This is a genomic window from Paenibacillus sp. ClWae2A (assembly GCF_032452295.1).
Classification (GTDB): Bacteria; Bacillota; Bacilli; order Paenibacillales; family Paenibacillaceae; genus Paenibacillus.
Genome location: NZ_JAULSQ010000003.1, coordinates 90585 through 117397, shown reverse-complemented (window position 1 = coordinate 117397; position 26813 = coordinate 90585). Strand labels below are relative to the sequence as shown.

Here is a 26813-nt window from a genome sequence, read left to right as displayed (position 1 = left end):
GGGGGTTATCCCCGTCTTGGACAGGTCTTCATGATAGCGAAAGCTAGATGACGATCTGATTATTGATAGTGAACAGGTTAAGTCATGTTAGTGAGCAAGGGAGGCTGTGCAGTTCGTGGCTAAAATACTGGATCGGCTTCTGTTGTTTATATACAGCATAAGCGTTGGAGCAATATCGGCAGCCGTCATTCTTCTGATCAGCGGTGTGCTGCCTTACGAATTGAATTACCAGCAGGAACAAAACGTTATTGTTGCGTCGGTTATTGCAGCAGCGATTTTGTTTATCCTGAGTTTGCGATTTTTCTACATCTCGGTTCGGCGTGGGCGTGCATCGTTGCCGTCTGTAGATCAACGTACTGAGTTTGGTGATGTACAGATTTCGATGGAGACGATTGAGAATCTCTGTTTGAAGGCAACTTCCCGATTCCGGGGAGTACGTGATGTCAAGGCACGCATACGCGTGGTTGAGTCAGGACTGGAGATTATGATCCGTGCGGTAGTGGATGGCGAGACACCTATTCCTGCGCTGACTTCTGATCTGCAAAAGGCGATACATGATCATGTACAAGAGATTACGGGGATTCCGGTTTCTTTTGTCACGGTGTATATCGCTAATGTAACCCAGTCGCCTAACTACAAGAGTCGAGTGGAATGAGGTGAGTTTCACTGATGCTGTGGAAAGAGATTTGGGATAGTCACAGAGGCCGAATTACCGGAATTATCGGCGGCATCTTTTTTGGATTTCTTTATGTATGGATCGGTTTTTGGGATATGTTGTTCTTTGCACTCTTGGTGTTCATCGGTTATACGTTAGGCAGACGAAGCGATTCGAAGCTGGGTTCGTCCATTCCCTGGAGTGAGTGGGGACAATGGCTTGGCGATCGCTGGCGTCCGTTTAAGTGACCTACCTGAACCCTGCAATATGTTTCTTCCGAAAATAGAGCTGTAGTTTAGGTTGCCCGTTTTTTGGAGGAAACGTATTGCAGGTTTTTTTGTGAAAAGGGATAACAATAACAATACCGTGGAAGCCATCGATCAATCCATTACAGGATTTGATGAGAGGGTTGCATGGATTATAAAATAAGCATGATGACGCTCCAGACGGAGCGCTGCAGGAGGCAGGACATGAAAAGACGTTTGGCAAGGGAAATTGCAGTACAAAGTCTGTATCAGATGGAAATGAATGAGGTAGGCGCAGCAGAAGCTGTGAACATGTTGATCAATGAAGCTGCTGAAGATAATGAAACCGAAGTAGTTATCCGCGATGCAGATGTAATGCGTACTTATGTTACTGAGATTGTACAAGGAGCCTGGAACAATAAGGAAGCAATTGACGGATTACTCGTTGATTATTTGAAAGGTTGGCAGATTAGCCGTCTGTCACGTGTGGATCGCCAGATTCTACGACTGTCTACGTATGAAATGGTGTTCCGTGATGACATTCCGGCAAAGGTATCCGTCAATGAAGCGATTGAACTGTCCAAATATTTTGGTACAGAAGAATCCGGCAAGTTTGTCAATGGTGTACTTGGACGAATGATTCAGGAAGTTGACGCCATCAAAGCAAAATTATCTTAAGTTATGATTAATTATAGTGTGTGTTCAAAAAGACCGGTTTTCAGTATCCTTCGTAATCCAAAGCGGGCTTTTTGAACAACCTCTAAATTTATATTCACATAAGGGAGAGAGAGTACAATGACAGCATCTATTATTAACGGTAAAGAAGTATCCCAAGAGATCCGCGCAAGCATGACAACAGAAGTAAAACAGCTTAGCGAACAGGGGGTAGTACCTGGTCTGGCTGTTGTGCTCGTCGGTGAAGATCCGGCATCCCAAGTATATGTGCGTAATAAAGAAAAAGCATGTCACGACCTCGGCTTCTACTCCGAAGTGCATCGCTTGGATGCAGATACGTCCCAAGAAGATCTGCTTGCGCTGGTGGACAAGCTTAACAATCAACAATCCATTAACGGAATTTTGGTTCAACTCCCACTGCCGAAACATATCGAAGAGAAAGCGGTCATTGATGCGATTGCCGTGGATAAAGACGTAGACGGATTCCATCCAGTCAATGTAGGTAACCTTGTCATTGGAGACGATAGTCTGCTTCCGTGTACCCCAGCGGGTGTGATTGAACTGATCAAGCGTACTGGATTGGAAATGTCCGGTAAACATGCGGTAGTTATTGGAAGAAGCAATATTGTCGGCAAACCGGTATCGCTGTTGCTGCAACGTGAGAATGCAACGGTAACGATGTGTCATTCCCGCACAGCAAACATGAAAGAAATTACACGTCAGGCGGATATTTTGGTTGTAGCCATCGGTCGTGCAAACTTTGTGGATGCTGATTTTGTCAAACCGGGTGCTGTGGTTATCGATGTCGGCATGAACCGTTTGGAGAACGGCAAACTGGCAGGAGACGTTGATTTTGAGAGTGTGAAAGAAGTTTCTGGTCCAATTACACCGGTTCCTGGTGGTGTTGGTCCGATGACAATCACAATGCTGATGCAAAATACATTGATCGCTGCCAAGCGCGCTCACGGATTGGCCTAGGGTTCTGTCTGTGGCAGATCAAAAGATCTACTCCATCAAAGACCTGAACCGATACATCCGGATGAAACTGGAATCGGATCAGGTCCTGTCGGACGTTTGGCTACGCGGGGAGATTTCGAACTTCACACATCACTCCAGCGGCCATATGTATTTTACATTGAAGGACAAGGACAGCCGGATTAAATCGATCATGTTCGCATCCCATAACCAGCGATTACCCTTTGTACCGAAGGAGGGTGCAAGGGTTATTGCCCGTGGTAATGTCTCGGTGTATGAACGGGATGGGCAGTATCAATTCTATGCTACCCACATGCAGCCGGACGGAATTGGAAGTCTGTATCTGGCTTACGAACAGCTGAAGAAAAAGCTTGAGGATGAAGGGTTATTTTCACCTTCTCGAAAAAGACAGATCCCTCGTTATCCACAGACCATCGGGGTTGTAACTTCACCGACGGGAGCGGCGGTGCGGGACATCATGATCACACTCCAGCGCAGGTACCCTTCTGCCAAAGTTGTTTTATATCCTGTTCTGGTTCAAGGCAAGGGTGCAGCACCTTCCATTGTCAAAGCGATTGGCAACCTGAACCGGATGGGAGAAGCCGATGTACTTATCGTTGGACGCGGAGGCGGTTCACTGGAGGAGTTGTGGGCCTTTAATGAGGAGATTGTGGCAAGAGCAATAGTCGCTTCGGATATTCCTGTCATTTCTGCGGTTGGGCACGAAACGGACTTCACTATTGCTGATTTTGCAGCCGATTTGCGTGCGGCTACACCTACAGCAGCTGCTGAATTAGCTGTACCTAATCGAGCTGAGTTGCTCGATCAGATCGGACAACGGCAGCGTCAATTACAGCATAGCTTGCGTCAGCGTGCTGTACATAATCGTGAACGGCTCGCGAGATTACAGCGTTCGCCAGTGCTTGTTCATCCAAGACGTACCTTGATGCAGCACACGGAACGACTGGATATGATGCATCAACGGTTATTGAGAACAGTGGATACCCGTATGAAATGGACGGGAGAGAAGCAGGAGCGTCTGCGGGCAGCGCTGCAACGATTCAATCCTCGTGAGCAGGTCAATGCAGCACGCCGTGAGAATGCGGCAGCACGCAGACAACTGGAACTTGCGATCAGGTCTATAACCAGATCGAAGCAACAACAGTGGAAATCATCTGTGCGGCATCTGGATGCGCTCAGCCCGCTTAAAGTCATGTCACGTGGATACAGCCTTGTCTATGACGAGCAGGAACAGCGATTAATCAAGTCCACGAAGGATGTACAGCCTGGAGATTCAATTAAGATTAAATTAACAGACGGACAGCTGGACTGTCAGGTTTGGGGAATGAAGGAGGACGACAATACCCATGGTGAATGAACCGGAATTGAATTTTGAAGAAGCAATGGCGGCATTGGAAGACATCGTAGGTCAGCTTGAGCATGGTGATGTTCCGTTGGAACAGGCCATCGATCTGTTTCAGCGCGGGATGAAACTTTCGCAACTTTGCGGTCTGAAGCTGGAACAAGTGGAACGCAAGATCGAGATGATCGTAGAAGAAGATGGAGAGCTTCGCAAGAAGCCTTTCGGAACTGCTGACGATGAGAGCGGTGAAGTCCATGAGTAATCGTCCTTCGTTTCAAGCATACCTCGAAGAGGTCACAGCTGAGGTGACAGAAGCGTTGAAACACACGCTTCCCGATCACTGGGATGTACCCCAATCGTTGACGGATGCGATGCAGTACTCACTCATGGCCGGAGGCAAACGCCTTCGTCCTCTTCTGGTCGTTGCTGCGGCGGAAGCCTTCGGTGTACAGCGTACAGCTGCAATGCCGGTAGCCTGCGCCGTGGAGATGGTTCATACGTACTCACTGATCCACGACGACCTGCCTGCTATGGATAATGATGATTACCGCAGGGGAAAATTAACGAATCATAAGGTATATGGTGAAGCAACAGCCATATTGGCAGGCGATGCGCTGTTAACCCATGCTTTTTATAGCATTGTTCAAGCTGGACGCCGTAGCGGTGTGGCGGCAGATGCGTTGCTGTCCATCGTAGAGGACCTGTCCGAACTTGCTGGAGCAAGAGGTATGGTCGGCGGCCAAGTTGCTGATATGGAAGGCGAACAAGGCATGACTGATCTTGCACAGCTCCAATATATTCATTTGCACAAAACGGGTGACCTGATTGTTTTCTCTCTCATTGCTGGAGCACGAATTGGTGGAGCAACGGAAGGACAATTGGAAGCCTTGCGTGTGTTTGGCCGTGATCTGGGGCTGGCGTTCCAGATTCAGGATGATATTCTCGACCTGACGGGCGACGAGCAGAAGATGGGCAAGAAAACACAGAGCGATGTGAATCAGCAGAAGGTAACGTACCCTTATTTTATTGGCATGGAGGCTTCTCTAGCTGAGGTGAAATCCCTTACCCAATCTGCAAAAGACGCACTTGAAAGAGCCGAGTTACCTGATGCATCCAGATTGCTGGAAATTGCAGATTACCTGATGAGTCGAGACCATTAGATTCTGACGGAGCGGGCTGTTTCAAAACCGCTATAACCGTGTAATGAATGTAATGTCCTTTTTCCGAGTGGATGGAAAAAGTCTGTCCCGAGTGGATGCGGGAATACATATGGAGAAGAATTTTAAATAACTTGCTGGCGAGAATGCTCGTTATCGGGAGTATAGAGCAGTAAATTATGATTCTTGTTCTTTTATGTTATAATGATTTAATGTCATTTGATTCATAATGTATATATCGATTTACAACAATAACTAAACAATCTAGGAAAGCGGGGAGATTCTCGTGCTGCTTCCACAAATTAAACAACCCAGTGATCTAAAGTCGATGTCTCAGGATGATCTTGCCCTTTTGTCGGCAGAGATCCGGCAGTTTCTGATTGAGAAACTGTCTGTTACAGGTGGGCATCTCGCACCCAACTTAGGCGTGGTTGAGCTCACGGTAGCCCTGCATTACTGCTATAACAGTCCAGCGGACAAAATGATTTTTGATGTAGGGCATCAGGCTTATGTGCATAAAGTCCTGACAGGGCGTATGGATCGCTTTGATACATTGCGTCAACATAACGGTCTGTGCGGGTTTGTCAAACGCAACGAAAGTGAACATGATGTATGGGAAGCTGGACACAGCAGTACTTCACTGTCCGCTGCGATGGGGATGGCCCTTGCACGTGATCTGAAGGGTGAGGACAACCAAGTTATCGCGATGATTGGTGATGGAGCGCTTACAGGTGGTATGGCGTTTGAGGCTCTCAATCATATCGGTCATGAGCAGAGAAAACTGATGGTTATTCTGAATGATAATGAAATGTCCATTGCTCCAAACGTTGGGGCCATGCATAAATATTTGAGCAAGATTCGTTCGGATCGTCATTATTTGAAAGCAAAAGATGATGTCGAGGGGATGCTTAAAAAAATTCCTGCTATTGGGGATCGTTTGGCCAAATCGGCAAGCTGGATCAAAGACAGTGTCAAATATATGATGGTACCAGGTGTTCTTTTCGAAGAACTGGGCTTCACGTATTTGGGACCGATTGATGGGCATGATATTCCCAAATTGATTGAAACCTTCAAACAGGCGGATAACGTTGATGGTCCTGTGCTCGTTCACGTGCTCACGACCAAAGGCAAAGGTTATCAGCCAGCAGAAGCCGATTCGCACAAGTGGCACGGAATTTCTCCGTACAAAATTGAATCTGGACAAGTGCTGAAGGCAGTCGGAAAACCGATGTACACGGAAGTGTTTGGTCAAACGCTAATTGATCTTGCGAAGCAGGATAAGCGGATCGTAGCGGTAACTCCGGCAATGCCTACCGGATCAGGTCTTATTCCATTTAGTAAGGAATTTCCGGATCGCATGATTGACGTAGGGATCGCAGAACAGCATGCGGCAACCATGTGTGCTGCACTGGCTATGGAAGGCTTGAAGCCGGTTTTCGCCGTGTATTCCACATTTATGCAACGTGCATATGATCAGATTGTACATGATATTTGCCGTCATAACGCTAACGTGATGTTTGCCATTGACCGTGCCGGGTTTGTTGGTCCAGATGGGGAAACACATCAAGGGGTATACGATGTGGCATTTATGCGCCATATTCCAAATATCGTTCTGATGATGCCAAAAGACGAAAATGAATTGCGTCACATGATGAAAACGGCGCTTGATTATAATGAAGGTCCAATTGCTTACCGTTATCCACGAAACAATGTGGTCGGTGTACCTTTGGATGATGTACTTGTTCCGATTCCAATCGGATCATGGGAGCAACTACGTCCATCGGAAGGATATGCTGTCATCGCTTCAGGATCGATGGTGCAGCTTGCAGAAGAGGCAGCAGAGATGGTGAAACGGGAAGGGATTACAGCAGGCGTAATTAACGCTCGCTTCCTGAAACCTCTTGATGAGCAAATGCTGCGTGACCTGGCTGTTCGAGGCACCAAATTGATTGTACTTGAAGAAACATCCCAAGCAGGCAGCATGGGTAGTGCAGTGCTGGAGTTTTATGCAGAACAGGGACTACATGATGTTCATGTACAATTGATGGGGATTCCGGATCGCTTCATCGAGCATGGCAGTATTAAGGAACAACGTGAGGAAGTGGGTCTTACTGTTGAAAATGTATGTGCTGAACTGCGCAAGATGGCTGTTCAATCATCTTACGGAATACCCAAAACACGTTTTCCTTCGTAAATTTACATGATAGGAGACAGACATGTCACTCCCGAAAGAACGAATTGATGTTCTGCTGGTTGAGCAGGGCTATTATGAAAGTCGTGAGAAGGCAAAGGCTGCAATCATGGCTGGACTGGTGTATGCCAACAATGAGCCGATCGAAAAGGCGGGCATGAAGATTCCAAGGGAAGCCGAGCTAAAAGTTAAAGGCTCGGTACATCCCTACGTCGGCAGAGGCGGATTGAAGCTCGAAAAAGCGATCCGTCATTTCGGCCTTGATATGAATGGACTTGTCATGCTCGACATTGGTTCATCCACCGGTGGATTTACGGATTGTGCACTTCAGCATGGTGCGTCTCACGTCTACGCTATTGATGTGGGGTATAATCAGCTCGACTGGTCTTTGCGTAATGATGAGCGGGTTACTGTTATGGAACGGACCAACTTTCGCTATGTGACTCCTGAAGATCTTACGGGACCAGTCCCGAACTTTGCGAGCATTGATGTGTCGTTCATTTCACTGCGAATCATATTGCCGCCACTTCTGGCTCTTTTGAAACAACCTGCAGATATCGTTGCATTGATTAAACCTCAATTTGAGGCAGGACGTGAGAAAGTAGGCAAGTCCGGTGTGGTACGTGATACGAAGGTACACAAAGATGTATTGCAGACGATGCTTCATTTTGCCAGTCAACTTGGTTTGCATCTGCAAAGTTTAACTTTTTCACCGATAACCGGTGGAGAAGGTAATATCGAATTTCTCGCTCATTGGCGTCTGGAAGCACCAGAGGCTACACAACCAGAGAACGATCCAGCTTCACTTGATGCACTTGCAGAGCAAATTGCCAAGGAAGCAGCTCATACATTTACGGGAAACTCATCATAAGATGGGTTTCTTTTCGCTGGAAAGGTGATTGATGTAAAGGGAAATCGTTACTGAACCTCGAATATGTCTTCGAGGTGAGCGATAATGGATGGTCAATATGACACAATTGTTATAGGTGTACTTGCTGTCTGTTTGATCTTGTGGCTGTTCTTTGGCTTGCGTAATTGGGTGAACCGACCGATGCCGGTAAGCTTGTCTGGAATGCAACTGAACGTGAAGATTCAGGATTCCCCAGCCTTGGATTTGCTTGAAGCACAAGGCTACGAAGTTATCGGTGGCAAAATGAAAGTCCCTCTGGCTTTTGAGGCCAATGAATCCGTTTATTACAGCAGATTATTCATTGATTATGTTGCAGAACGTGAGGATCTCAGATACCTGGTGAAAACGTCTCGTCGCAGACAGCCAATTGAAATGACCGGCCCTGCGCTTAGGGATCGCTTCCTCAATTATCTGTTGTTATATCCTGGCTGTGAAGGATTGCTGTATGTTGACTTGGAGGATTCCGATATTAAGTTAATCAGGCTCATGGACTATCAGGAAGATGTGTATGATGGGGATGATCTGGACTAATATAAAAGAATGAACATTACAGGGCAAAGTCTGCGGCGAATTACAAATGCTGCTTTATTGCAATACATTTAACTGGAGGCATGTATGAAAGGACAAAGGCACATCAAGATTCGTGAAATCATTAGTCAAAATGAAATTGAGACCCAGGATGATCTGGTTGAAGCACTACGCAAATCAGGTTTTCAGGTGACTCAGGCGACGGTATCCCGGGATATCAAGGAACTTCTGTTAATCAAGATTCCGATGGATGACGGAAGATACAAGTACTCTTTGCCAACAGATCAACGATATAATCCGATTCAAAAGTTGAAGCGTGCACTCGTTGACAACTTCTTGCACATTGATCACACCAACAATCTGGTTGTGATGAAATGTTTGCCAGGAACAGCCAACTCCATTGCAGCTTTGCTTGATAATATTGAGTGGAATGAAGTCATGGGCACGATCTGTGGGGATGATACCATTCTGATTATCTGCCGGACTGAAGGTAACAGCGTGACCGTTATTGAACGCATCATGGGTTATATTGCTTGAATCAATGGTTCAAAAACATAATTTCTGAGTTAGTCATCCGGAGGTGTTTTTGCAGATGTTAGTTACGTTATCGATTCGCAATCTGGCTGTGGTGGAAGAAGTAGATGTTGTATTCCATCCGGGATTCCATGTGCTTTCAGGGGAAACGGGTGCCGGGAAGTCGATTATTATAGATGCACTTGGCTTAATTGCCGGTGGACGAAGTTCAGCTGATCTGATCCGGTACGGATGTGAGAAGGCAGAGATGGAAGCCCTTTTTGAGATGGAACCAAGTCATCCGGTCTGGCTGACGTTAGAGAAACTTGGTATCCATTGTGAGCCTGAAGAGCATTTGGTTATTCGACGTGAGCTGAATACTCAGGGGAAGAGTACGTCCCGCATTAATGGGCAATTGGTCAATCTGACCATGCTGCGGGAAGTAGGCGAGAAGCTGATCAATATCCATGGACAACATGAACATCAGAGTTTGCTGCGCGCAGAGAGCCATCTGGGGCTTCTCGATACCTATGGCTCGGAAGTCATCGGACCTGTCAAAGCGAAGTACCAAGAGCGTTACAGCAAGTTTATCACGGCGGAAAAAGAACTGCGTGCGCTTCAGGAGTCCAGTCAGCGGGCATATCAACTCTTGGACATGTATCGCTTTCAGCTTGAGGAGATCGCAGCGGCAAGCCTTACACGAGGCGAGGATGAATTACTCGGGGAAGAACAGGTCAAACTATCCCATAGTGAGAAAATGATGGACAGTGTTGCTGGTGCATATGATCTGCTCAGTGGTCAACGCGGGCTTGAAGCTGTGAGCATTGCTCTTTCAAGAATTGAAGACATTTCTGGATATGATAGCAAAGGACTGCAACCAATTGTAGAGCAGCTGCAATCCGCATTTTATCAATTGGAAGATGCGACATTTCAGTTAAGGGATTACCGAGAGAAAATTGAATTTAATCCGGCAAGGCTGGAAGAAGTGGAGCAAAGGCTGAATCTGATTTCTGGCCTCAGACGGAAATACGGGGACAGTGTTGAACTTATTCTCAGTTATTATGATCAGATTAGCCATGAAACCGACCAACTGGAGAACAAGGACGAACGGCTGGAGAAATTGCGAGCTGAACGTGACAAAATGCTTAACCTTGTGATGGAGTCTGCTGAAGAACTCAGCAAGGTTCGCAAACAATGCGCCGAGGAACTTGCTGCACAGGTGGAAAGCGAGCTCAAGGATCTGCAAATGGAGCGGACCACACTGCGTGTTCAGATTACTCCATTTGAAGATCCAAAGGGCATTGAATGGAATGGACGCCGTATTCGTCTGAATCGTCAGGGTGCGGACAATGCGGAATTCCTGATCTCACCGAACCCGGGCGAGCCATTACGACCACTTGGCAAGATTGCTTCAGGTGGTGAGTTGTCGAGAATGATGCTGGCGATGAAGAGTATCTTTGCGCGACATGACCGGATACCTGTGTTGATTTTTGATGAAGTTGATACCGGAGTTAGCGGTAGAGCAGCTCAATCCATTGCGGAAAAACTGTTCCGCTTGTCTTCGACTTGTCAGGTTTTCTCAATAACTCACTTACCACAAGTGGCATGTATGGCAGATCATCAATATCTCATTGAGAAACATGTCTACGATGGACGGACGATGACGCAGGTGGAATCGCTGTCAGACGAAGGCAGAGTGAAGGAATTGGCACGTATGCTGGGCGGCGTGGAAATTACAGAAAAAACGCTGCATCACGCACAGGAAATGCTGAATTTGGCGGAAGCCAAAAAAGGGTGAAACGGACGGCTGGCGTAATGATTGACAGTAATAAAAGCCTGGGGGCGAGGTTATCTTATAGGTACGCAATTGGCGACCACCTTTCGTCAAGCGAAAGAAGCAAAGGGAGTGTGACAGCCATTGAATTCCCCCCTCAGGAAGAAATTGCTAGGTCTTTTATTTGCCTTCTTTCTTTGTGTGATTAGCCAGGCCATTCAGCCTGTGCAAAGTTATGCTTCACTGCCGGATGAATTGCAGGTGTTTGCCGGCAGGCAAGCGGATGTACGGTTCGCTGTACCTGCTGCTTCAAGCGCCGTTGTAGATCGTCCTGATATCGTTGGTTTGGATGATCAGGCAGCGATGCATGTTACCAGGCAACAACCTTTGCATCTTCACCCCCAACAGACGGGACATGCCAAATTAACGTTGAAGTTGTGGGGTAAAATTCCGGTCAAAACAGTCCATGTGAATGTGATACCGGATTTGCGTGTTGTACCCGGGGGTCAAACCATTGGCGTCAAAGTTAAATCGGCAGGCATTCTGGTGGTTGGTCATCATCTGGTCCATTCCGGGCAGGATGAGCGTGTATCGCCAGGAGAAAACGCAGGTATTAAGCTCGGAGATCTGATTACGCATATGGATGGTAAACGTCTTGATGGCGTGGCAGGTGTGTCTGAAGCCGTTGAACTCGCAGGTAAAAGTAAAAAAGGTATTGATGTTGTGTTGAAACGTGGTAAGGAAACGGTTAAGACACGATTGACTCCGGCGTATGACTCCGAGGATCAAGCCTGGAGGCTTGGTTTATACATTCGTGATTCCGCAGCCGGCGTTGGCACACTTACCTTCTATGCTCCCGATCAGGGCGTATACGGCGCACTGGGCCATGTCATTACAGATATGAACACACAAACATCTATTGTTGTGGGTAGTGGTCAGATCGTTCAGTCCAATGTGACGTCCATTTCGAAAAGTGAGACCGGTGATCCGGGTGAAAAACGTGCTCATTTCCTCAAGGAAAGCAAGATTTTGGGCAATATTGAACGTAATACGGCTTTTGGCATCTTTGGTAAAATGTCCGGAAATCCTGAGCACAGTCTGTATTCGAAAGGTATTCCCGTCGCTTTTTCTCATGAAGTCAAAGAAGGACCGGCCGAAATACTTACCGTGGTTGACGGTCAACAAGTTGAACGCTTCTCCATTGACATTGTTCATGTGGCAGATCAAACTGAGCCAGCAACGAAAGGTCTGGTACTTCGAATCACGGACCCGAAACTGCTGGATAAGACCGGAGGCATCGTTCAAGGTATGAGTGGCAGCCCCATTGTGCAGAATGGTAAATTAATCGGTGCAGTTACTCATGTATTCGTGAATGATCCGAAATCGGGTTATGGTTGCTTCATTGAATGGATGTTACAAGATGCTGGCGTTATGATGAAAAAGGAAAACGAAAAGAACCTCAAGGCTGGTTAAACAGCCCTGAGGTTCTTTTTTGTCGAAAGCAAACATAATATATCGGATAATGAAATAAATTATTTATTATATAGGATCAAGAAAAAAAAATAAAGAAAAATAATTTTCGACAGGAGGAATTTAACTCGCTGTGTCGAAAATTAAACGTGTAAGGAAATGTACGAAACGATGTTTAATTTAAAGGAGGATACCGTTTTGCAAAAAATTGAGGTATTGCTGGCCGATGATAATCGTGAATTTACGAATTTGCTTGCCGAATATATATCTGAACAGGAAGATATGGAAGTAACCGGTATTGCATACAATGGAGAAGAAGTACTGCAATTGCTGGAGCAAACTCGGGATGTGCCGGATGTATTGATTCTGGATATTATCATGCCTCACCTGGACGGACTGGGTGTGCTTGAGCGCTTGCGCGACCTGAACCTGTCTCCACAGCCTAAAGTCATTATGCTTACGGCATTCGGACAAGAGAATATCACACAGCGTGCCGTGCAACTCGGAGCTTCCTATTACATTCTCAAGCCGTTTGACATGGAGGTGCTTGCGAATCGTGTGCGTCAACTGGTGGGAACACAGACCGCGATGTCCACAAGCAGCGGATCATCCATGTTCATGAAATCCAATGTTGTGCCAATGGGCAAACACAAAAATCTGGATGCAAGTATTACGTCCATCATACATGAAATCGGTGTTCCTGCGCATATTAAAGGATATCAGTATTTGCGGGAAGCCATTACGATGGTGTATAACAATATCGAAATTTTGGGAGCCATCACCAAAACACTGTATCCGGCGATTGCCGAAAAATTCAAAACCACGCCATCCCGCGTCGAACGTGCCATCCGTCATGCCATTGAAGTGGCATGGACTCGCGGTAACATCGACAGCATCAGCCACTTGTTTGGCTACACGATCAACATCAGCAAGTCGAAACCGACAAATTCGGAATTCATCGCGATGGTTGCTGACAAGCTGAGAATTGAGCATAAGGTAAGCTGAAAGGGTCAGGAGTAGTGATCCGGCAAGGAAAGTTCAGATTAGATTCTGGCCAAATGAATTTTGGCGGCTTATATCTGAATTCGTTCATTTCATGCCGATAAACTTCTGTAATATATACCAACGAATACCGTCATTTATTGGATTAAAGATATCCAGTAAATGACGGTATTTTTGCATAACGAAATAACACAGATCATGGGGATAAAAATTTTATTTCATAAACTTTTACCCTCAGTTAACGCTTTTTCAAGTAGAAAGTGGTACGATGTGACCATTGACAAAGACCTACATATATATTTGAAAAGTTCGGATTAGATGCTACGAACAGAGGAGTAGAATAGTATGTTTACGCAAATAGGCAAGATTGCTGAACCGATTCCTGTAGTACGATCTGATACAAAATGTGATATCGTCTATCATCTTTTCAAGTCCAATCCTAGTCTGGAAGGTATAGCAGTAATGGGGGAGAAGGGTGTGTCATTAATGATGCGGCCCCAATTCTTTCAGCAGATTGGCACGCAGTACGGCTATAATCTGTATATGGGACGTCCTGTTGAACTGGTGATGAACACGCAGGCACTGGTCGTGGATTATTCGGAACAGATTACAGATGTCAGTGTTCTCGCCATGGACAGAGATGAAGGGGAAATATATGATCTTGTGCTGGTCACGTCAGGGGAAAGTTTCTTTGGTGCTGTGAGTATTCGCCGTTTGTTACTTGCTGTTGCTGATGTACGGGCTGAAATGGCGATTTTTATGAACCCGCTGACAGGGCTTCCAGGTAATCATATCATAGATGAAAGGCTGTCTCAGGCTCTTCAGATGGACCATTTTAGCGTGCTGTACGTTGATCTCGATCAATTCAAATCCTACAATGATAGCTACGGCTTCAAAATGGGGGATCAGCTTATTCAGGCGACAGCTAACTTGCTTCGCAAGCTATTTGTTCCCCCTGAAGCTTTTCTTGGACATATCGGTGGTGATGATTTTATTACGATCCTGAATCACCATGATTACAAACATATTAGTGAGGAAGTCATCTCAGGTTTTGAGCAAATGAAAAAGACGTTCTACAACGAACTTGATTGGCATAATCAATATGTTCTGGGGGAAGGACGTTCCGGGCTAAATCGTCCCATTCCTCTCGTGTCGGTATCCATCGCCGTTGTAACCAACAGCAAGCGAAAATATGAAAACATAGATCAGATAATTGATGAGGCCACACGGATCAAAAAAGGTTGTAAAGCGATTGCCGGCAGTATCATCTGTGCAAATGATACCGCCAGTACTCCGTGTTAGAGCAAGAAATACTCATAGTACTACAACTACTAACGTTAAAGATGCAGGAAAAACCGCTACTTATCAGGAGTTAGCCACCTGTAATAGCGGTTGTATCATTGGTGCGAGCCGAAGGTTGTTTAGCGTACGAACCACTTTAACCTTCAAACCCAATATGTATAGATATAAGTATGTTTGAGCAAAGGGTACTCAGATTCGAATATCTACGGATGGATATGAAGCAGCAGGAGATGCAGAAGCCGGAGTTTGCGGGCTGTTTCCTGATTCCTGATCTGTGGTTCCGCCATCTGATGGGTGCTCCTTACTTCCCGTTTTCTTTCCTTCATTTACTTCCTGATCTTTTTCTCCAGATGTTCCTGAGATAGGTGGTTGTACCGTCTCTTTAGGTGCGGGCTGATGGATCTCTTTCACCAGATCTCCAATCTTTTGATTGACCTTGCTGAGCTGAGAATTGATGTCCTGAACAACCTCTCGTTTTGCCTGAAAGACGGTGCGCTCTGCATTTTCCAACATCATTGATTTGCCTATATCTTTGTCTGCATTAATCTCCAGAACGAGTCGGTCGAATCGTGTCTCTCCTTCAGTGGTCTGAATGGAGCCCTGCATGCGATCACGCAAACCGACCAGCTTACCCAATTGATCATAAGTCTGACTATGCTTGATTAGGTGATCCAGTGAAGGGGCTTGTGTCTCTTCGGTAGGTTTGGGTTGTTGCTGTTGAGTCTTTTCGGGCTGTCTTAATTTGTTCTTTTCCTGCAATTCCTCTGCTTTAATCTGGGCAATCTGGCTGTCGATCTGGGATATGGAGCTTGTTAAGGATTTAATCCGCTGGGCTTTGGTCTTGGTATCCAATTCGTCATTGGTTTTTACACCTTGCATTTCTTCATTGAGCCGGATCTTCTGCTGCATGAGTCCCTGAATTTCTTTATCCCGACTGGAGACTTGATTCCCGGGAGTGAAACTGCTTTTGGTTGCAGATGAGATTGAATTCATATCCTCTGTTCTCCTTCTACTCTTTATCATGGTTCTATTTACATATATCGGATGTTAAGAGAAGGATTTGAATAGCTCTTTTTTTCGTCTGAGTGCATTCATTTACGTTGGTTGTATTGCGAACTTCATCATAATAATTGATAATGGTTATCAATAATTGAGTAGAGTACAGACACAATCTATTTAGACGGAGATGGGTTAGCAAAATGTGGAATGATTATTATATCCTCTGGAACTATGCTGCGGTGAGTATAACAGATATCCGTTACATGGAATTAGAGGCATATGAAGAGATGAAATACAAATTCCCGACAAGTACCTTTGTACTCACCATTCAGGGTGACGCTGGAGTGACGATTGACAACCAAACGTATGAAGTGAGCCGCTTTTATATTCTCCATGGGGGTAAAGGGAGTAAGTTGGTGATTCAAGCAGGTGAATCCGGATTGCGCTTATATTACTTGATGTACAAAGCAAACCTGCCTAGTGGAGGAAGAAACGATCTGGGAAGGTTGATGGAGCGTATCAATCCGTTTCAAATGAACTATGGTTTTACCCCCGATACGCCAACCATTCTATATGAGCAATTGAAACAGATGCAATTTTTGTGGGATCAAAAGAACCCCATTCAGCACTTTCAGGCCAAGAGCTTGTTCTATGCATTTGTGGAGCAGGTATCGTCACAGATTCCTCGTGTATCCAATCGTTATCCAAGTATCATGGATCAGGTCAACAAAGTCATTGAAATTGTAGAGTCTTCCTACAGCCAGCCACTTACGCTTCATCTTTTGGCAGAAATGATCGGCACCAGCCCAAGAAGTTTGTCACGCAAGTTCAAGCAGTCGACTGGGACCAGTCCCATCGATTATCTGATTCAGTTTCGTTTGTTCAAAGCCAAGGAGATGTTGCTGCAAACGGACGCCACATTGGATGAGATTGCAGCCGGCATAGGTTATCCTGATGGATATTATTTGGGGCGTATGTTCAAGAAACATACAGGTCTTTCTCCTTTACAATTCAAAGAGAGGACCTCAGCACCTCTGTATTGGCCTGATCTGACATCAGGTGTGGCGCGAAATGACATTTTCAGAGGTGGAAGTGGAAGGTATGTTTATACTGATGGTGATAATCATTATCAATATAAGCATGGAGGGTCAATAAATATGAACAGACAGACAAGAACGGGAATGCTGCTTAGTATTCTACTAAGTCTTACGTTACTGCTGAGTGCCTGCTCTACAGGTGTTGCCAGTAATTCAAGCGGGGATGCATCCGGAAGCAATAGTACGTCAAGTTCCACGAAGACAGTAACAGCGGAGAATCAAAGCAAATCATCGGAACTTCGCACAGTCTCAACGGTTAAGGGGGATATCGCAATCCCAGCCGAACCTAAACGGATTGTGGTTGACTTGTATCTGGGAAGTCTGATCGCCCTGGGGATTAAACCTGTGGGTACACCTGAGATGAACCTGAAAAATCCTTATTTTATCAAATCACTTGAGGGCGTGCAAAATATTGGTGAATATGAGACCATTTCTCTCGAAAAGGTGTTGGAACTTGAACCGGATCTCATTGTGACAGGTAATCCTGATTTAATTGATTCCTTTAGCAAAATTGCACCTACCTTGGTTGTACCTTATGGCGAATTGAAAAACACCCACGAAGAAATTGCCTATTTCGGTGAAGTGCTGAATAAAGAAAAAGAATCTGAGGCATGGTTAGCCGATTATGACGCAAGAATTGCAGATGCCAGGAAGCGCGTTGGTGAGGCGATTGATCCGCAGGCCGAGGTGTCGGTCATGCAGTTCTATGATAAAGCACCGTTGGCCTTTGGTGATAATTTTGGTCGGGGAGGTCAGGCAGTATACGGCGCGCTTGGTTTGAATCCTCCTGCAGATAAAAAAGAGATTTTAATGAAGGATCAACTGGTTGAAGTTTCATCGGAAGCGATTCCTGAGTTTGCCGGAGACTACATTATTCTAACAGCAGATAATCTGACCCTGGAAGAGTTGAAATCCAAACCGGTCTGGAGTTCACTGGATGCGGTTAAAAATGATCGTGTGTTTATCTGGAGTCCGGATCGTTCATGGTACTTTGACCCGATTGCAACATTGGATCAAACAGAGGAATTGGCCGCGTGGTTTACGAAGATCTCTGAACCCAAATAAACGTAATAAGTGCTTGATGAGATGAAATCCAATCCCACTCTAAAATTCAGTTGATAATGAAAATTATTATCATTTATAATGAAGGTATATTAGTGAACCTCTGCTAGGCATATGTTATCGGCTGTGTGGCAGAATGATGACCTTGTAAGGCCTTTGTTCCGGGTGAGGCTGGGATTGGAGAGTATTCGATGCAATTAGACGAACAGATGAAATGCTGGAATCATGCCGCTGTTAAGGTTCTGGATATACGCAGAATCGTTATGGAGGCAGGGGAACAACTGAGTTCCTACACACTTCCGGCAAATGGGTTTATATATACGATTCGAGGGTCGGCTGACCTCCAATTGGATGGACGAGCATACAAGGCAGAGCGATTTTACATGCTTCATGGAGCCAAAGGATCTTCACTGGATATCCAAACCAAGGAAGATTTTGAATATATTCTGCTCTATTACAGAGCATTCCTTGCCTTTCCTAGTTATCGTAAAAAGTGGTTATTGGCACAGCCGGAAGTTGCGCCGTTCTCTTTGCAATATGGATTTGCACCGAGCAGTCCGCTGGGGTTGTTACGTTACCTTGATGAGCTTGAGGGTGCATGGATTCAATCTGGGAGTCTGGATCTGCTTCATACAAAAAGTTTATTTTACCAATTCATTCATGAAATGATGGTTCAGTTGGCAGAGCAGGAGATCAAAACAGAGCTTGCTGACCCGGTGAAACAAACACTTCGTTATATACAGAACCATTATAGGGAACAGGTCACGCTTGATTTCCTGGCTGAACAATTCAACTACAGCTCCCGTCATTTATCCATGCAATTCAAACGACAGACGGGTCACAGTCCCATTGATTATTTAATTCAGACCCGAATCGCTAAGGCTCGCAATCTGCTTTTGCGATCTGATGCAACGCTGAGTGAAATTGCAGCAGAAGTAGGTTATTCGGATGTGTATTATTTTAGTCGTATCTTCAAAAAACATGTGGGGATCTCTCCGATACAGTATCAACGAAAGATGAGAGAAGAAGCGAGAACAGAGGATCGTCCATTGGTAATCTCTGAATCATCCATTGGCAGAAGATGGAAGTCGGGATATATTGATTATGAGAATCATTATCAATATATAGACGGAGGGTCTACACCAATGAAAAGAAGAAAAACAAGTTCCAGTATGATTATGGTGGCATTATTGAGCATAACGATGCTCCTCGCAGCCTGCTCTTCAGGTACAGCAACAACACCAGCAGCTGGCGAAGGAACGGGTGCCAGTTCCAATAACAGCAGTACAGCAGTATCATCAGACACAGGAAGCCAGACGAACAAAGACAGTGAAACACGCACGGTTTCAACGGTTAAGGGTGACGTAGTTGTTCCAGCGAATCCAAAACGGGTTGTTGTATTGTATCTTCAGGGGGATGTCGTTGCACTTGGAGTTAAGCCAATCGCTACCTCAGATGTATATGACGGGGCTGCATACAAGAGTGAGCTAGAGGGTGTAAACGCATTGGGTACCTGGTTTGAACCGAATCCTGAAGCTGTCATTGATCTTGATCCGGATCTGATTATTGTTCCTTCAGAAGAGACGTATACGTTATTAAAAGATATTGCACCTACGGTATATATTCCGTATGAGAAATTGACTACAGAAGAGAGACTTCATGATATAGCAAGTATCTTTGGCAAAGAGCAGGAAGCCGAGACGTTAATCACCAATCTCAACAACAAAGTCAAAGAGAGTAAAAAAACTCTTGCAGATGCAGGCATACTGGACAAAACAATCTCCATTGTGGAGGGTGGTTTGAAAGGTATGGTTATTGTAGAGAGCAAACAATTTGGCCGTGGATCTCAGGCGGTATATGAGTACTTGGGAATGAAGGCACCTGAAGTCGTACAGAAAAAAATCGACGTGGTTTCGGACGCGGCAGGCTCCACGATCTCCATGGAAGTCCTTCCTGAATATATCGGAGACTATGTGTTTCGCTCTGTGTATGAAGGGGCAGATAACTTGACGGATAATCCAATATGGAGCAGCATCCCTGCCATTAAGGAAGGTCGTCTGATTGAGATTGATTTCGATTTCTTCTATTATTCGGATATCTATTCAATTAATAAACAACTTGATTTTGTCGTTGAAAAGCTGTTGGCGGCTCCAAGAACGCAATAATAAAGAGAAGATGTGTTCGTAGAATTTTTGTACAAGAAATGTTTGTTTTTTAGCCATTGTATTTTGATAAGATTACCATTACACTAGGATTTAAGTGATAATGAGAATCGATATCAAATACTCGATGTTCTGGATCGAATTAACGGAGGTATTTTTAATATGAATCAGCAGTTGGAACTTTATGATGTAACCATTATCGGCGGTGGCCCTGCGGGCATGTACTCTGCCTTTTATAGCGGCATGCGGGATATGAAGACCAAGTTGATTGAGGCACGTGACAGATTGGGAGGTCGCATGCTCTTTTATCCGGAGAAAATGATCTGGGATGTCGGGGGTGTGACGCCAATTCTGTGTGAAGATCTGATCAAACAATTGGAAGAACAGGCAAGAACTTTTGAGCCAACCCTCGTATTTGAACAACAGATCGAAGGATTCGAGCGTCAACCTGATGGCACAATTCTGTTAACTTCTGCAACAGGTGAACAACACTGGACACGTACCGTCATTATGGCAATCGGATATGGTATATATAAAATGGCCAAGCTAGAGCTTGAAGGTGCGGACCGTTACGAGGTTAGCAATCTGCACTATACTGTGCAGGAACTGGAGCCATTCCGTGGTAAACGCGTGTTGATCTCGGGTGGAGGCGACTCTGCTGTGGACTGGGCGAATGAACTGGAAGCTCTGGCAGAGCAAGTTACGGTTGTGCATCGTCGTGACCGCTTTGGCGGGTTGGAGCGTAATGTACTGCGTATGAGAGAATCCTCTGTAGATGTCCGTACACCATATGCTGTAGAGACACTGCATAGTATGAGTGGTGATGTGATTGAACAGGTGACCATCTCACACGTGGACACAGGTGAAACTGAACTGCTTGAAGTCGATGCTGTCATTGTAAACCATGGCATGAAGAGTGACTTTGGTCAAATCCGGGATTGGGGACTTGATCTTGGCGAATGGCACGTCACTACAACAGAGAGGTTACAAACCAATATTCCTGGTGTTTTTGCCGCAGGTGACTTTGTAGATTATGGTAGCAAACTTTATCTGATTGCTGGTACCTTCACTGACGCTGCCCTTGCGGTGAACAGTGCAAAGCTTTACATGGATCCTGAAGCGGAAAAAGTGGCTTATGTTTCTTCCCATAACAGCCGTTTTAAGGAGAAAAATAAAGCTCTTGGTGTTGTAGAAGAATAAAAGTATGCATTTGTATACATTAAGATGACTTCGGGTTAATTTAATCCCGAAGTCATCTTTTTTTGCATAAAATGGGTAATAGGAAGGCATAATTTCACCAGACACAAAGGCTATCGAATTGAATATACACTACCAAATGTCTATAATAAGCCTGAGAAACATTAGAAAAACAACGATATAAATTGAAATAATAATTTACACGATAACGGAGAGGACAGAAAAAATCTGGGGATAACAGCGATTGGAAGATTGTTCTGTCATCGTAGTGTCAGTGTAAATAAACTTTAATTCAACTTATATAGATACAATAACTAGATCAGAGTGGAGTGCAGCGTATGAAAAAGGGATCACAGCCACAACGAGGTTTCACCTTCATCCAGCGGTGGTTTAAACGACCTGATATGAAAAAGATCAAATGGTCTGAAATGTATCTCGCACTTGCTGGCGCACTTCATCGCTTGTTGGTTGAAGGGCGGCGTGAACGTTCAGCTGCCAAACGGCTGCATCAGGACTTGCCCATTAACGCGTTGGGTGAGATGAAGCTAGAGCCAGGGGATATTGTGTACACGCCAAGCTCGGAATCAACGTATTACGCCGGGCATATGGGCATTATTGGTCTCGACGGCAAAGTGTATCATGTGCACCCTTATGGGCCTGTATTTGCTGATTCATTAGAGTGGTATCTCACGCGGTTTTATGAAGGAGATCGCTTCATTGTATTCCGTTCCAGACTGAGTGAGGCAGGCATGAAAGCAGCCGGTTGGGTCCAGGACCATTACAAGCAGGTGAAATTCTACCGTTTGCAGACCAATCTGCGCAGTATTGAGCGCAATTACTGCTCCAAGTTTATATATCAGGCCTATCAGTTCACATCGGGACTGGATCTGTGGAGCCGGAAATTTACCCGGATGAATCAGGGGTATATCTATCCATTTCGAATTGAGCGCTCATCAGAGTTGGACGTTCTGGGAACTTTTTATAAATAAGGCTGGAACCGACTAAAATACTGTTCTTCTGAAACTAAGGAGAGCAGGTTCTGTCGGTTTTTTTTATATGTGTAGAGATTAAAAACAGGAAAAACGCCCAAAACGTCGAATAGATTATGAGATAGGCACGCACAACTTGGAATCGTATACATAAAAAAAGACGAGATGATTTTTAGCCCAGAGCACAAAAATGACTACGAAGTAGGCGAACAAGAAAGAGTGAAGCGAGATGAAATGGCCGGTCTTCTTACAAAGATTCCGACAGAACAAAAACGTAGTGAAGCTATCGGACTATATCCCAAAAAAGGAAAGGAGGCACTACTGTTCCATATGCAAGAAAAACGTTAAATCGGTCGTGCATTATGCGGCGCCACAGGGAAATGTTTCAGGTGTATGCAGTTCTTGTAAGTCTTTGGCGGATGAACGAGGAATGTTTCCCATTTAATAAGAAGAGATGCGCTCAGGAAATAAGATTTTTTTGATTTATGCGCGTTTTTGTAGTACATTAGCAAATGTATTCGAAGGAGGATTCTAATGTACTCAGGTAGACAAGACGATACTTTATACATCATGACCTACACCTTAAACAGCGGTATCAAGGGTACGGTTCCACTGTCTAATAAGCAGATTATTGAGTGGCTGGATTGCTACAGAAATGAGAAGCGCTTCGTGACCGAAATCGGCAAGGAGTTTTTTGGATTGAATGCAGGATTGGTAGCAGACTTCAAGGTTCAAAATCATTTATCGGATTATCAGCAGACCATTATGCCTACACAGCAGCAGGATAACCTGGAACGCTTGTCCAGTGCTTATAAATCAACCGAGTTATTAATGAAGATTGATTGTAAATGTGGCACGGCTTATGTGACGGAATCTCCATACAAGCGCACAAAATGGTACTGCACAAAATGTAAAGAGATTGTATTTTTGGATGCCAAAAAAGGAATGGTGGAAACGTCGCGTGGTGACGCTTACTACATGACCAACAAATATTTTGTTTCCCGTGACTAGCGGGAAGTGACTCTGAAAGCATCGCTGCGAAGCGGTGCTTTTTTGTGCGAATGTTTGCTCTATAACAAAAAAAGCCCCAAGGGGCCTTTTTGGAAGATATCTAAGATCGATCTTTTGGGAATTATGATGAGCATTCAACTTTGTGAGGAGGAATGAAGCAGCAACGACAGCGTGGCTCGTAAGCTTCTGAATCGCCAATCATGACAACCGGACCCAAGGTAACAGGCTCCCCATTGACGATACGTTGCGTAAAGGCTGCATCCGGGCTGCCACATACCGCACAGAAAGCCGAGAGTTTCTCAATGTCGTCTGCCATGGCAAGCAAACCGCCGACATATCCGAATTCTTTGCCTCGGTAATCCATATTAAGTCCGTCCACAATGACATGTTTGCCACAATACGCTAGCTCTGAGACAAGTTCCATAATGGCACTGCTGAAAAATTGTACTTCATCAAATGCAACAACATCAGCATCTATGGTTTGGTTCAAGATCATTTCTACGGATTCCGGGGTTAATTGCCGGGGAATGGAATGGGCAGGGAGTCGATAACCAATTCGGCTCACGATCTCGTCCTGGGCAAACCGATTATCCTCGGCTGGTTTGTAGGCCACAACCTTTTTACGGCCAAATTGTATTAATTTCTGACAACGGCGAATGAGTTCACCGGATTTTTCACTGAACATGGGTCCAGTAATTACGGTAATACGTCCTGTTTGCACGGTGCTGCTACTCCTCTCACATACGGGATTCAACAAAAAAAGCGACCTTTACAGAGTACCACAAAATCTTTGAAAAGAGCCAGAACTAATCTGCGCAGCTTTGTGTTACTATATGGATTGTTAAGGTATTGGTTACGGCAGCTAGTTAACAGGAGTTGTGAAAAGAGGTGTTTAGTATGAGTGAAGCATTAACATCACTTCAAGAACGATATGAAAGCCTGAAAGAACAGGGATCTCTAGATGAAGCGGCGCAGGCATTATTTGCAGAACTGTTCGCAGAAGCGGAGAGACTGCAGGCAAGTAACCTTACCTTGCGTAGAACGATCTTGAAGTCTTCTTCCAAAGAATCACGTATGTCTACCAAACTGCGGGATGCCTTATACGAATGACCCGGAGATTACTCCGGGTCCTCTTCTGTCTTTAATTTGCGAGGGAATAGAATACCTGCTGTAATTCTGGCAATCATGGCAAAGGTGAGACCAATGCCTGCAAACATGTAGATTACGGTAAAGGCTTTGCTGAATCCGGTGGTTGGCACAAATTCAGGATGTCCCACCGTAGTCAGGGTAACCGCACAGAAGTATAACGCATCGATCCAGTGCAGACCTTCAACACGAGTGTAAAATAAAGTGCCTGACAGCAACGTTGCTGCCGTTAATGCAAACAAAGCCAGAAACTTGGGGTCTTTGAACGCATGGAAAATGCCTTTGAGCAATCGTTGTAACGTGATTAGAAATGATACCATGATGAACCATCCTGTCTATGTAAAGTAGGCGGTGTGTTGTATAAACACACAAAAAGCCCGGACTCATGGAGTCCTTCCGGGCGTATCTGCTTTTTCGGGTACACTTTTGGACCGGAAACGGGGACCTACATAATTACGCTTGCGGTCACGGAACAGGATCCAGCCTCCCAGAAAACTCATACCTGCGGCAAAAAGGACAAGTCCACCGCCAAAGGAAAGCCACTGGAACCCTGGTGAAATCAGTTCGTTCCCGTGCTCGGCATAATATAGGAACAGGGCATCTTTCATCATCAGAAAACCCTTCATTGCCATTAAACCGGGAATGACCAGAACAACAATCGCCAAAAATCGCGCAAAGACTAATCTTGTATTCATGAGCATTATACCCTTTCTGCCAAAGTCGACATTAAATAAAGGTTACGCTTACAGATCATACCTGGTTCCATCATAGCTTGGAATGCATGGGCTGTCCATGTGTGATTGCTTCAAACTTTGAGTTGACCGCTCAAGGAGAGTACAATGGAGTATAGAGGTTATAAGCTAAACCATGATTCAAGCCATCATAAATTAAATTGAAATTTGATTCATAGAGGAGAGCATGAGAGATGCCAATTACATGTGATGTTGCAATTCTTGGAGGAGGGACCGGTGGATATGTAGCCGCGATCCGGGCTGCACAGCTGGGAAAACAGGTCGTTATTATTGAGAAGGACAAGCTTGGTGGAACCTGTCTGCATCGTGGTTGTATTCCGAGTAAGGCTTTGCTGAAAAGCGCGGAAGTATACGCTGATATTCAGGAGAGCGAGACGTATGGTATCGTGACGAATGGAGCCACACTTGTATTTCCCAAAGTACAGGCGCGCAAGGATGCGATTGTCGAACAGCTCCATCAGGGCGTTCAATATTTGATGAAAAAAAATAAAATCCAGGTTGTACACGCGAAAGGTCGCGTCATCGGACCATCCATCTTCTCACCGCAGAGCGGAGCAGTCGCTGTAGAGTTCGAAGATGGCGAGATGGATACGGTAGTTCCAACCAATCTCATCATTGCCACTGGTTCGCGTCCTCGTGTGCTGCCGGGCATGGAACCGGACGGGAAATTCATAATGAGCAGCGACGAAGCCCTGCGTATGGATGAACTTCCTGCATCACTCATCATTGTCGGTGGGGGTGTGATTGGACTGGAGTGGGCATCCATGCTGAATGACTTTGGCGTAGACATCACAGTAGTAGAAGCAGCTGCTCACGTGTTGCCTGCCGAGGATGAGGATGTTGCCAGAGAAATGCAGCGATTGCTCGGCAAACGAGGTGTTCGTTTCCTGACAGGTGCCACCGTTCTAACGGAAACATATAACACAGATCAAGAGGGCATTCAGATTGATGTGCAGCTTGGTGAAGATAAGCAGGAAACGCTGAGAGCGGAGAAAATGCTCGTGTCGGTTGGACGTCAGGCCAATGTCGAAAATATCGGACTCGAAAATACAGATATCAAACTGGAGCGTGGGTTCATCGCTGTGAACAAACAGTTACAGACCGGTGAAGGTCACATCTACGCCATTGGTGACTGCATCGGCGGTTTGCAGCTTGCACATGCCGCAAGTCATGAAGGCATTCTCGCTGTCGAACATCTGGCGGGCGAAACGGTACATGCCGTAGAATCCCACCGTATCCCGCGCTGTGTGTACACACGTCCGGAAGCAGCAAGCATCGGATTCACCGAGCGTGAAGCCAAAGAACGTGGCTATGACATTAAAACAGGCAAGTTCCCATTTTCGGCCATTGGCAAATCGCTTATTCACGGAAGTCGGGATGGATTCGTGAAGGTGATCGCAGATGCCAAGACGAATGATATATTGGGGGTACATATGATTGGCACCCATGTGACGGAATTAATCGCTGAGGCTTCTCTGGCTCAGATGCTGGATGCCACACCTTGGGAAGTCGGACAAACCATTCATCCGCATCCTTCTCTGTCAGAAATTATGGGTGAAGCCATGTTGGCGGTCGATGGAAAGGCCATTGGGATGTAAGCCAAACAAGCTTATGAGAAAGGTCCTTTCCTTTTTTGGG

26 protein-coding genes are annotated in these 26813 nt (G+C 45.4%); 22 read left to right on the top strand and 4 right to left on the bottom strand.

Annotation, left to right across the window (positions count from 1 at the left end; genetic code table 11):
- Positions 1 to 115 precede the first annotated feature (115 nt).
- The 15 genes from amaP (at position 116) to QVE09_RS11665 (ending at position 14760) form a co-directional block, all read left to right on the top strand.
- Positions 116 to 655, top strand: a complete 540-nt coding sequence (gene amaP, locus QVE09_RS11735) for an alkaline shock response membrane anchor protein AmaP (RefSeq protein ID WP_315936967.1) — start codon at positions 116 to 118, stop codon at positions 653 to 655.
- Between the two features lie 14 nt (positions 656 to 669).
- Positions 670 to 903: a DUF2273 domain-containing protein gene (locus QVE09_RS11730; RefSeq protein WP_315936966.1), complete on the top strand. Its 234-nt coding sequence runs from the start codon at positions 670 to 672 to the stop codon at positions 901 to 903.
- A gap of 222 nt (positions 904 to 1125) precedes the next feature.
- Entirely contained in the window at positions 1126 to 1578 is a 453-nt protein-coding gene (gene nusB / locus QVE09_RS11725) for a transcription antitermination factor NusB (RefSeq protein WP_017687596.1), read from the top strand.
- 117 nt (positions 1579 to 1695) lie between these two features.
- Positions 1696 to 2553: a bifunctional methylenetetrahydrofolate dehydrogenase/methenyltetrahydrofolate cyclohydrolase FolD gene (folD, locus tag QVE09_RS11720; protein ID WP_017687597.1), complete on the top strand. Its 858-nt coding sequence runs from the start codon at positions 1696 to 1698 to the stop codon at positions 2551 to 2553.
- 10 nt (positions 2554 to 2563) lie between these two features.
- Positions 2564 to 3928 carry an exodeoxyribonuclease VII large subunit gene (xseA, locus tag QVE09_RS11715; RefSeq protein WP_150364559.1) on the top strand — a complete coding sequence of 455 codons (1365 nt, stop codon included), beginning with the start codon at positions 2564 to 2566 and terminating at the stop codon, positions 3926 to 3928.
- Positions 3918 to 4175, top strand: coding sequence for an exodeoxyribonuclease VII small subunit (gene xseB / locus QVE09_RS11710; protein ID WP_315936965.1), 258 nt, complete (start codon positions 3918 to 3920; stop codon positions 4173 to 4175). Before xseA ends, xseB begins: the two co-directional genes overlap by 11 nt.
- Positions 4168 to 5073, top strand: coding sequence for a polyprenyl synthetase family protein (locus QVE09_RS11705; RefSeq protein WP_397387031.1), 906 nt, complete (start codon positions 4168 to 4170; stop codon positions 5071 to 5073). The genes xseB and QVE09_RS11705 overlap by 8 nt, the downstream gene beginning before the upstream one ends.
- A 283-nt stretch (positions 5074 to 5356) precedes the next feature.
- On the top strand, positions 5357 to 7264 hold the full coding sequence (gene dxs / locus QVE09_RS11700) for a 1-deoxy-D-xylulose-5-phosphate synthase (protein ID WP_133385416.1): 1908 nt from the start codon (positions 5357 to 5359) through the stop codon (positions 7262 to 7264).
- 22 nt (positions 7265 to 7286) lie between these two features.
- Positions 7287 to 8132: a TlyA family RNA methyltransferase gene (locus tag QVE09_RS11695; RefSeq protein ID WP_315936963.1), complete on the top strand. Its 846-nt coding sequence runs from the start codon at positions 7287 to 7289 to the stop codon at positions 8130 to 8132.
- Between the two features lie 84 nt (positions 8133 to 8216).
- Positions 8217 to 8702 carry a hypothetical protein gene (locus QVE09_RS11690; protein WP_315936962.1) on the top strand — a complete coding sequence of 162 codons (486 nt, stop codon included), beginning with the start codon at positions 8217 to 8219 and terminating at the stop codon, positions 8700 to 8702.
- Between the two features lie 84 nt (positions 8703 to 8786).
- Positions 8787 to 9236 carry a transcriptional regulator AhrC/ArgR gene (gene ahrC, locus QVE09_RS11685; RefSeq protein WP_017687604.1) on the top strand — a complete coding sequence of 150 codons (450 nt, stop codon included), beginning with the start codon at positions 8787 to 8789 and terminating at the stop codon, positions 9234 to 9236.
- Between the two features lie 55 nt (positions 9237 to 9291).
- Positions 9292 to 11010 (top strand): DNA repair protein RecN, encoded by a 1719-nt coding sequence (gene recN / locus QVE09_RS11680; RefSeq protein WP_315936961.1) that lies wholly within the window; start codon positions 9292 to 9294, stop codon positions 11008 to 11010.
- A gap of 120 nt (positions 11011 to 11130) precedes the next feature.
- Positions 11131 to 12459: a SpoIVB peptidase gene (spoIVB, locus tag QVE09_RS11675; protein WP_315936960.1), complete on the top strand. Its 1329-nt coding sequence runs from the start codon at positions 11131 to 11133 to the stop codon at positions 12457 to 12459.
- Between the two features lie 195 nt (positions 12460 to 12654).
- Positions 12655 to 13461: a sporulation transcription factor Spo0A gene (gene spo0A, locus QVE09_RS11670; protein ID WP_253438786.1), complete on the top strand. Its 807-nt coding sequence runs from the start codon at positions 12655 to 12657 to the stop codon at positions 13459 to 13461.
- A gap of 342 nt (positions 13462 to 13803) precedes the next feature.
- Positions 13804 to 14760 (top strand): GGDEF domain-containing protein, encoded by a 957-nt coding sequence (locus QVE09_RS11665; RefSeq protein ID WP_315936959.1) that lies wholly within the window; start codon positions 13804 to 13806, stop codon positions 14758 to 14760.
- Positions 14761 to 14949: 189 nt separating this feature from the next.
- On the opposite strand, the gene QVE09_RS11660 is transcribed toward QVE09_RS11665, so the two are convergent.
- Positions 14950 to 15753 carry a hypothetical protein gene (locus QVE09_RS11660; RefSeq protein WP_315936958.1) on the bottom strand — a complete coding sequence of 268 codons (804 nt, stop codon included), beginning with the start codon at positions 15751 to 15753 and terminating at the stop codon, positions 14950 to 14952.
- A gap of 206 nt (positions 15754 to 15959) precedes the next feature.
- Between QVE09_RS11660 and QVE09_RS11655 the strand changes: the two genes are divergently transcribed.
- The 5 genes from QVE09_RS11655 (at position 15960) to QVE09_RS11635 (ending at position 23277) form a co-directional block, all read left to right on the top strand.
- Entirely contained in the window at positions 15960 to 17921 is a 1962-nt protein-coding gene (locus tag QVE09_RS11655) for an ABC transporter substrate-binding protein (protein WP_315936957.1), read from the top strand.
- Between the two features lie 188 nt (positions 17922 to 18109).
- Complete coding sequence (locus tag QVE09_RS11650; protein ID WP_315936956.1) at positions 18110 to 20083, top strand: AraC family transcriptional regulator; 1974 nt, start codon at positions 18110 to 18112, stop codon at positions 20081 to 20083.
- Positions 20084 to 20242: 159 nt separating this feature from the next.
- On the top strand, positions 20243 to 21280 hold the full coding sequence (locus QVE09_RS11645) for an NAD(P)/FAD-dependent oxidoreductase (protein ID WP_315936955.1): 1038 nt from the start codon (positions 20243 to 20245) through the stop codon (positions 21278 to 21280).
- A 335-nt stretch (positions 21281 to 21615) separates the two neighbouring features.
- A complete protein-coding gene (locus QVE09_RS11640; RefSeq protein WP_315936954.1) occupies positions 21616 to 22266 on the top strand; it encodes a hypothetical protein in 651 nt (216 codons plus the stop codon).
- A gap of 534 nt (positions 22267 to 22800) precedes the next feature.
- Positions 22801 to 23277 carry a hypothetical protein gene (locus QVE09_RS11635; protein ID WP_017687614.1) on the top strand — a complete coding sequence of 159 codons (477 nt, stop codon included), beginning with the start codon at positions 22801 to 22803 and terminating at the stop codon, positions 23275 to 23277.
- 121 nt (positions 23278 to 23398) lie between these two features.
- Here QVE09_RS11635 and QVE09_RS11630 read toward each other — a convergent pair whose 3' ends face one another.
- On the bottom strand, positions 23399 to 23998 hold the full coding sequence (locus QVE09_RS11630; protein ID WP_017687615.1) for a thymidine kinase: 600 nt from the start codon (positions 23996 to 23998) through the stop codon (positions 23399 to 23401).
- 176 nt (positions 23999 to 24174) lie between these two features.
- On the opposite strand from QVE09_RS11630, the gene QVE09_RS11625 reads away from it, so the two are divergent.
- Positions 24175 to 24387 carry a hypothetical protein gene (locus QVE09_RS11625; protein WP_047843592.1) on the top strand — a complete coding sequence of 71 codons (213 nt, stop codon included), beginning with the start codon at positions 24175 to 24177 and terminating at the stop codon, positions 24385 to 24387.
- A gap of 8 nt (positions 24388 to 24395) precedes the next feature.
- On the opposite strand, the gene QVE09_RS11620 is transcribed toward QVE09_RS11625, so the two are convergent.
- Together QVE09_RS11620 and QVE09_RS11615 are read right to left on the bottom strand one after the other, a co-directional pair.
- Positions 24396 to 24743, bottom strand: a complete 348-nt coding sequence (locus QVE09_RS11620; protein ID WP_036607883.1) for a potassium channel family protein — start codon at positions 24741 to 24743, stop codon at positions 24396 to 24398.
- A gap of 63 nt (positions 24744 to 24806) precedes the next feature.
- Complete coding sequence (locus QVE09_RS11615) at positions 24807 to 25124, bottom strand: DUF2627 domain-containing protein (RefSeq protein WP_315936953.1); 318 nt, start codon at positions 25122 to 25124, stop codon at positions 24807 to 24809.
- Between the two features lie 224 nt (positions 25125 to 25348).
- Here QVE09_RS11615 and lpdA point away from each other — a divergent pair, with 224 nt between their 5' ends.
- On the top strand, positions 25349 to 26773 hold the full coding sequence (gene lpdA / locus QVE09_RS11610) for a dihydrolipoyl dehydrogenase (protein WP_315936952.1): 1425 nt from the start codon (positions 25349 to 25351) through the stop codon (positions 26771 to 26773).
- Positions 26774 to 26813 lie beyond the last annotated feature (40 nt).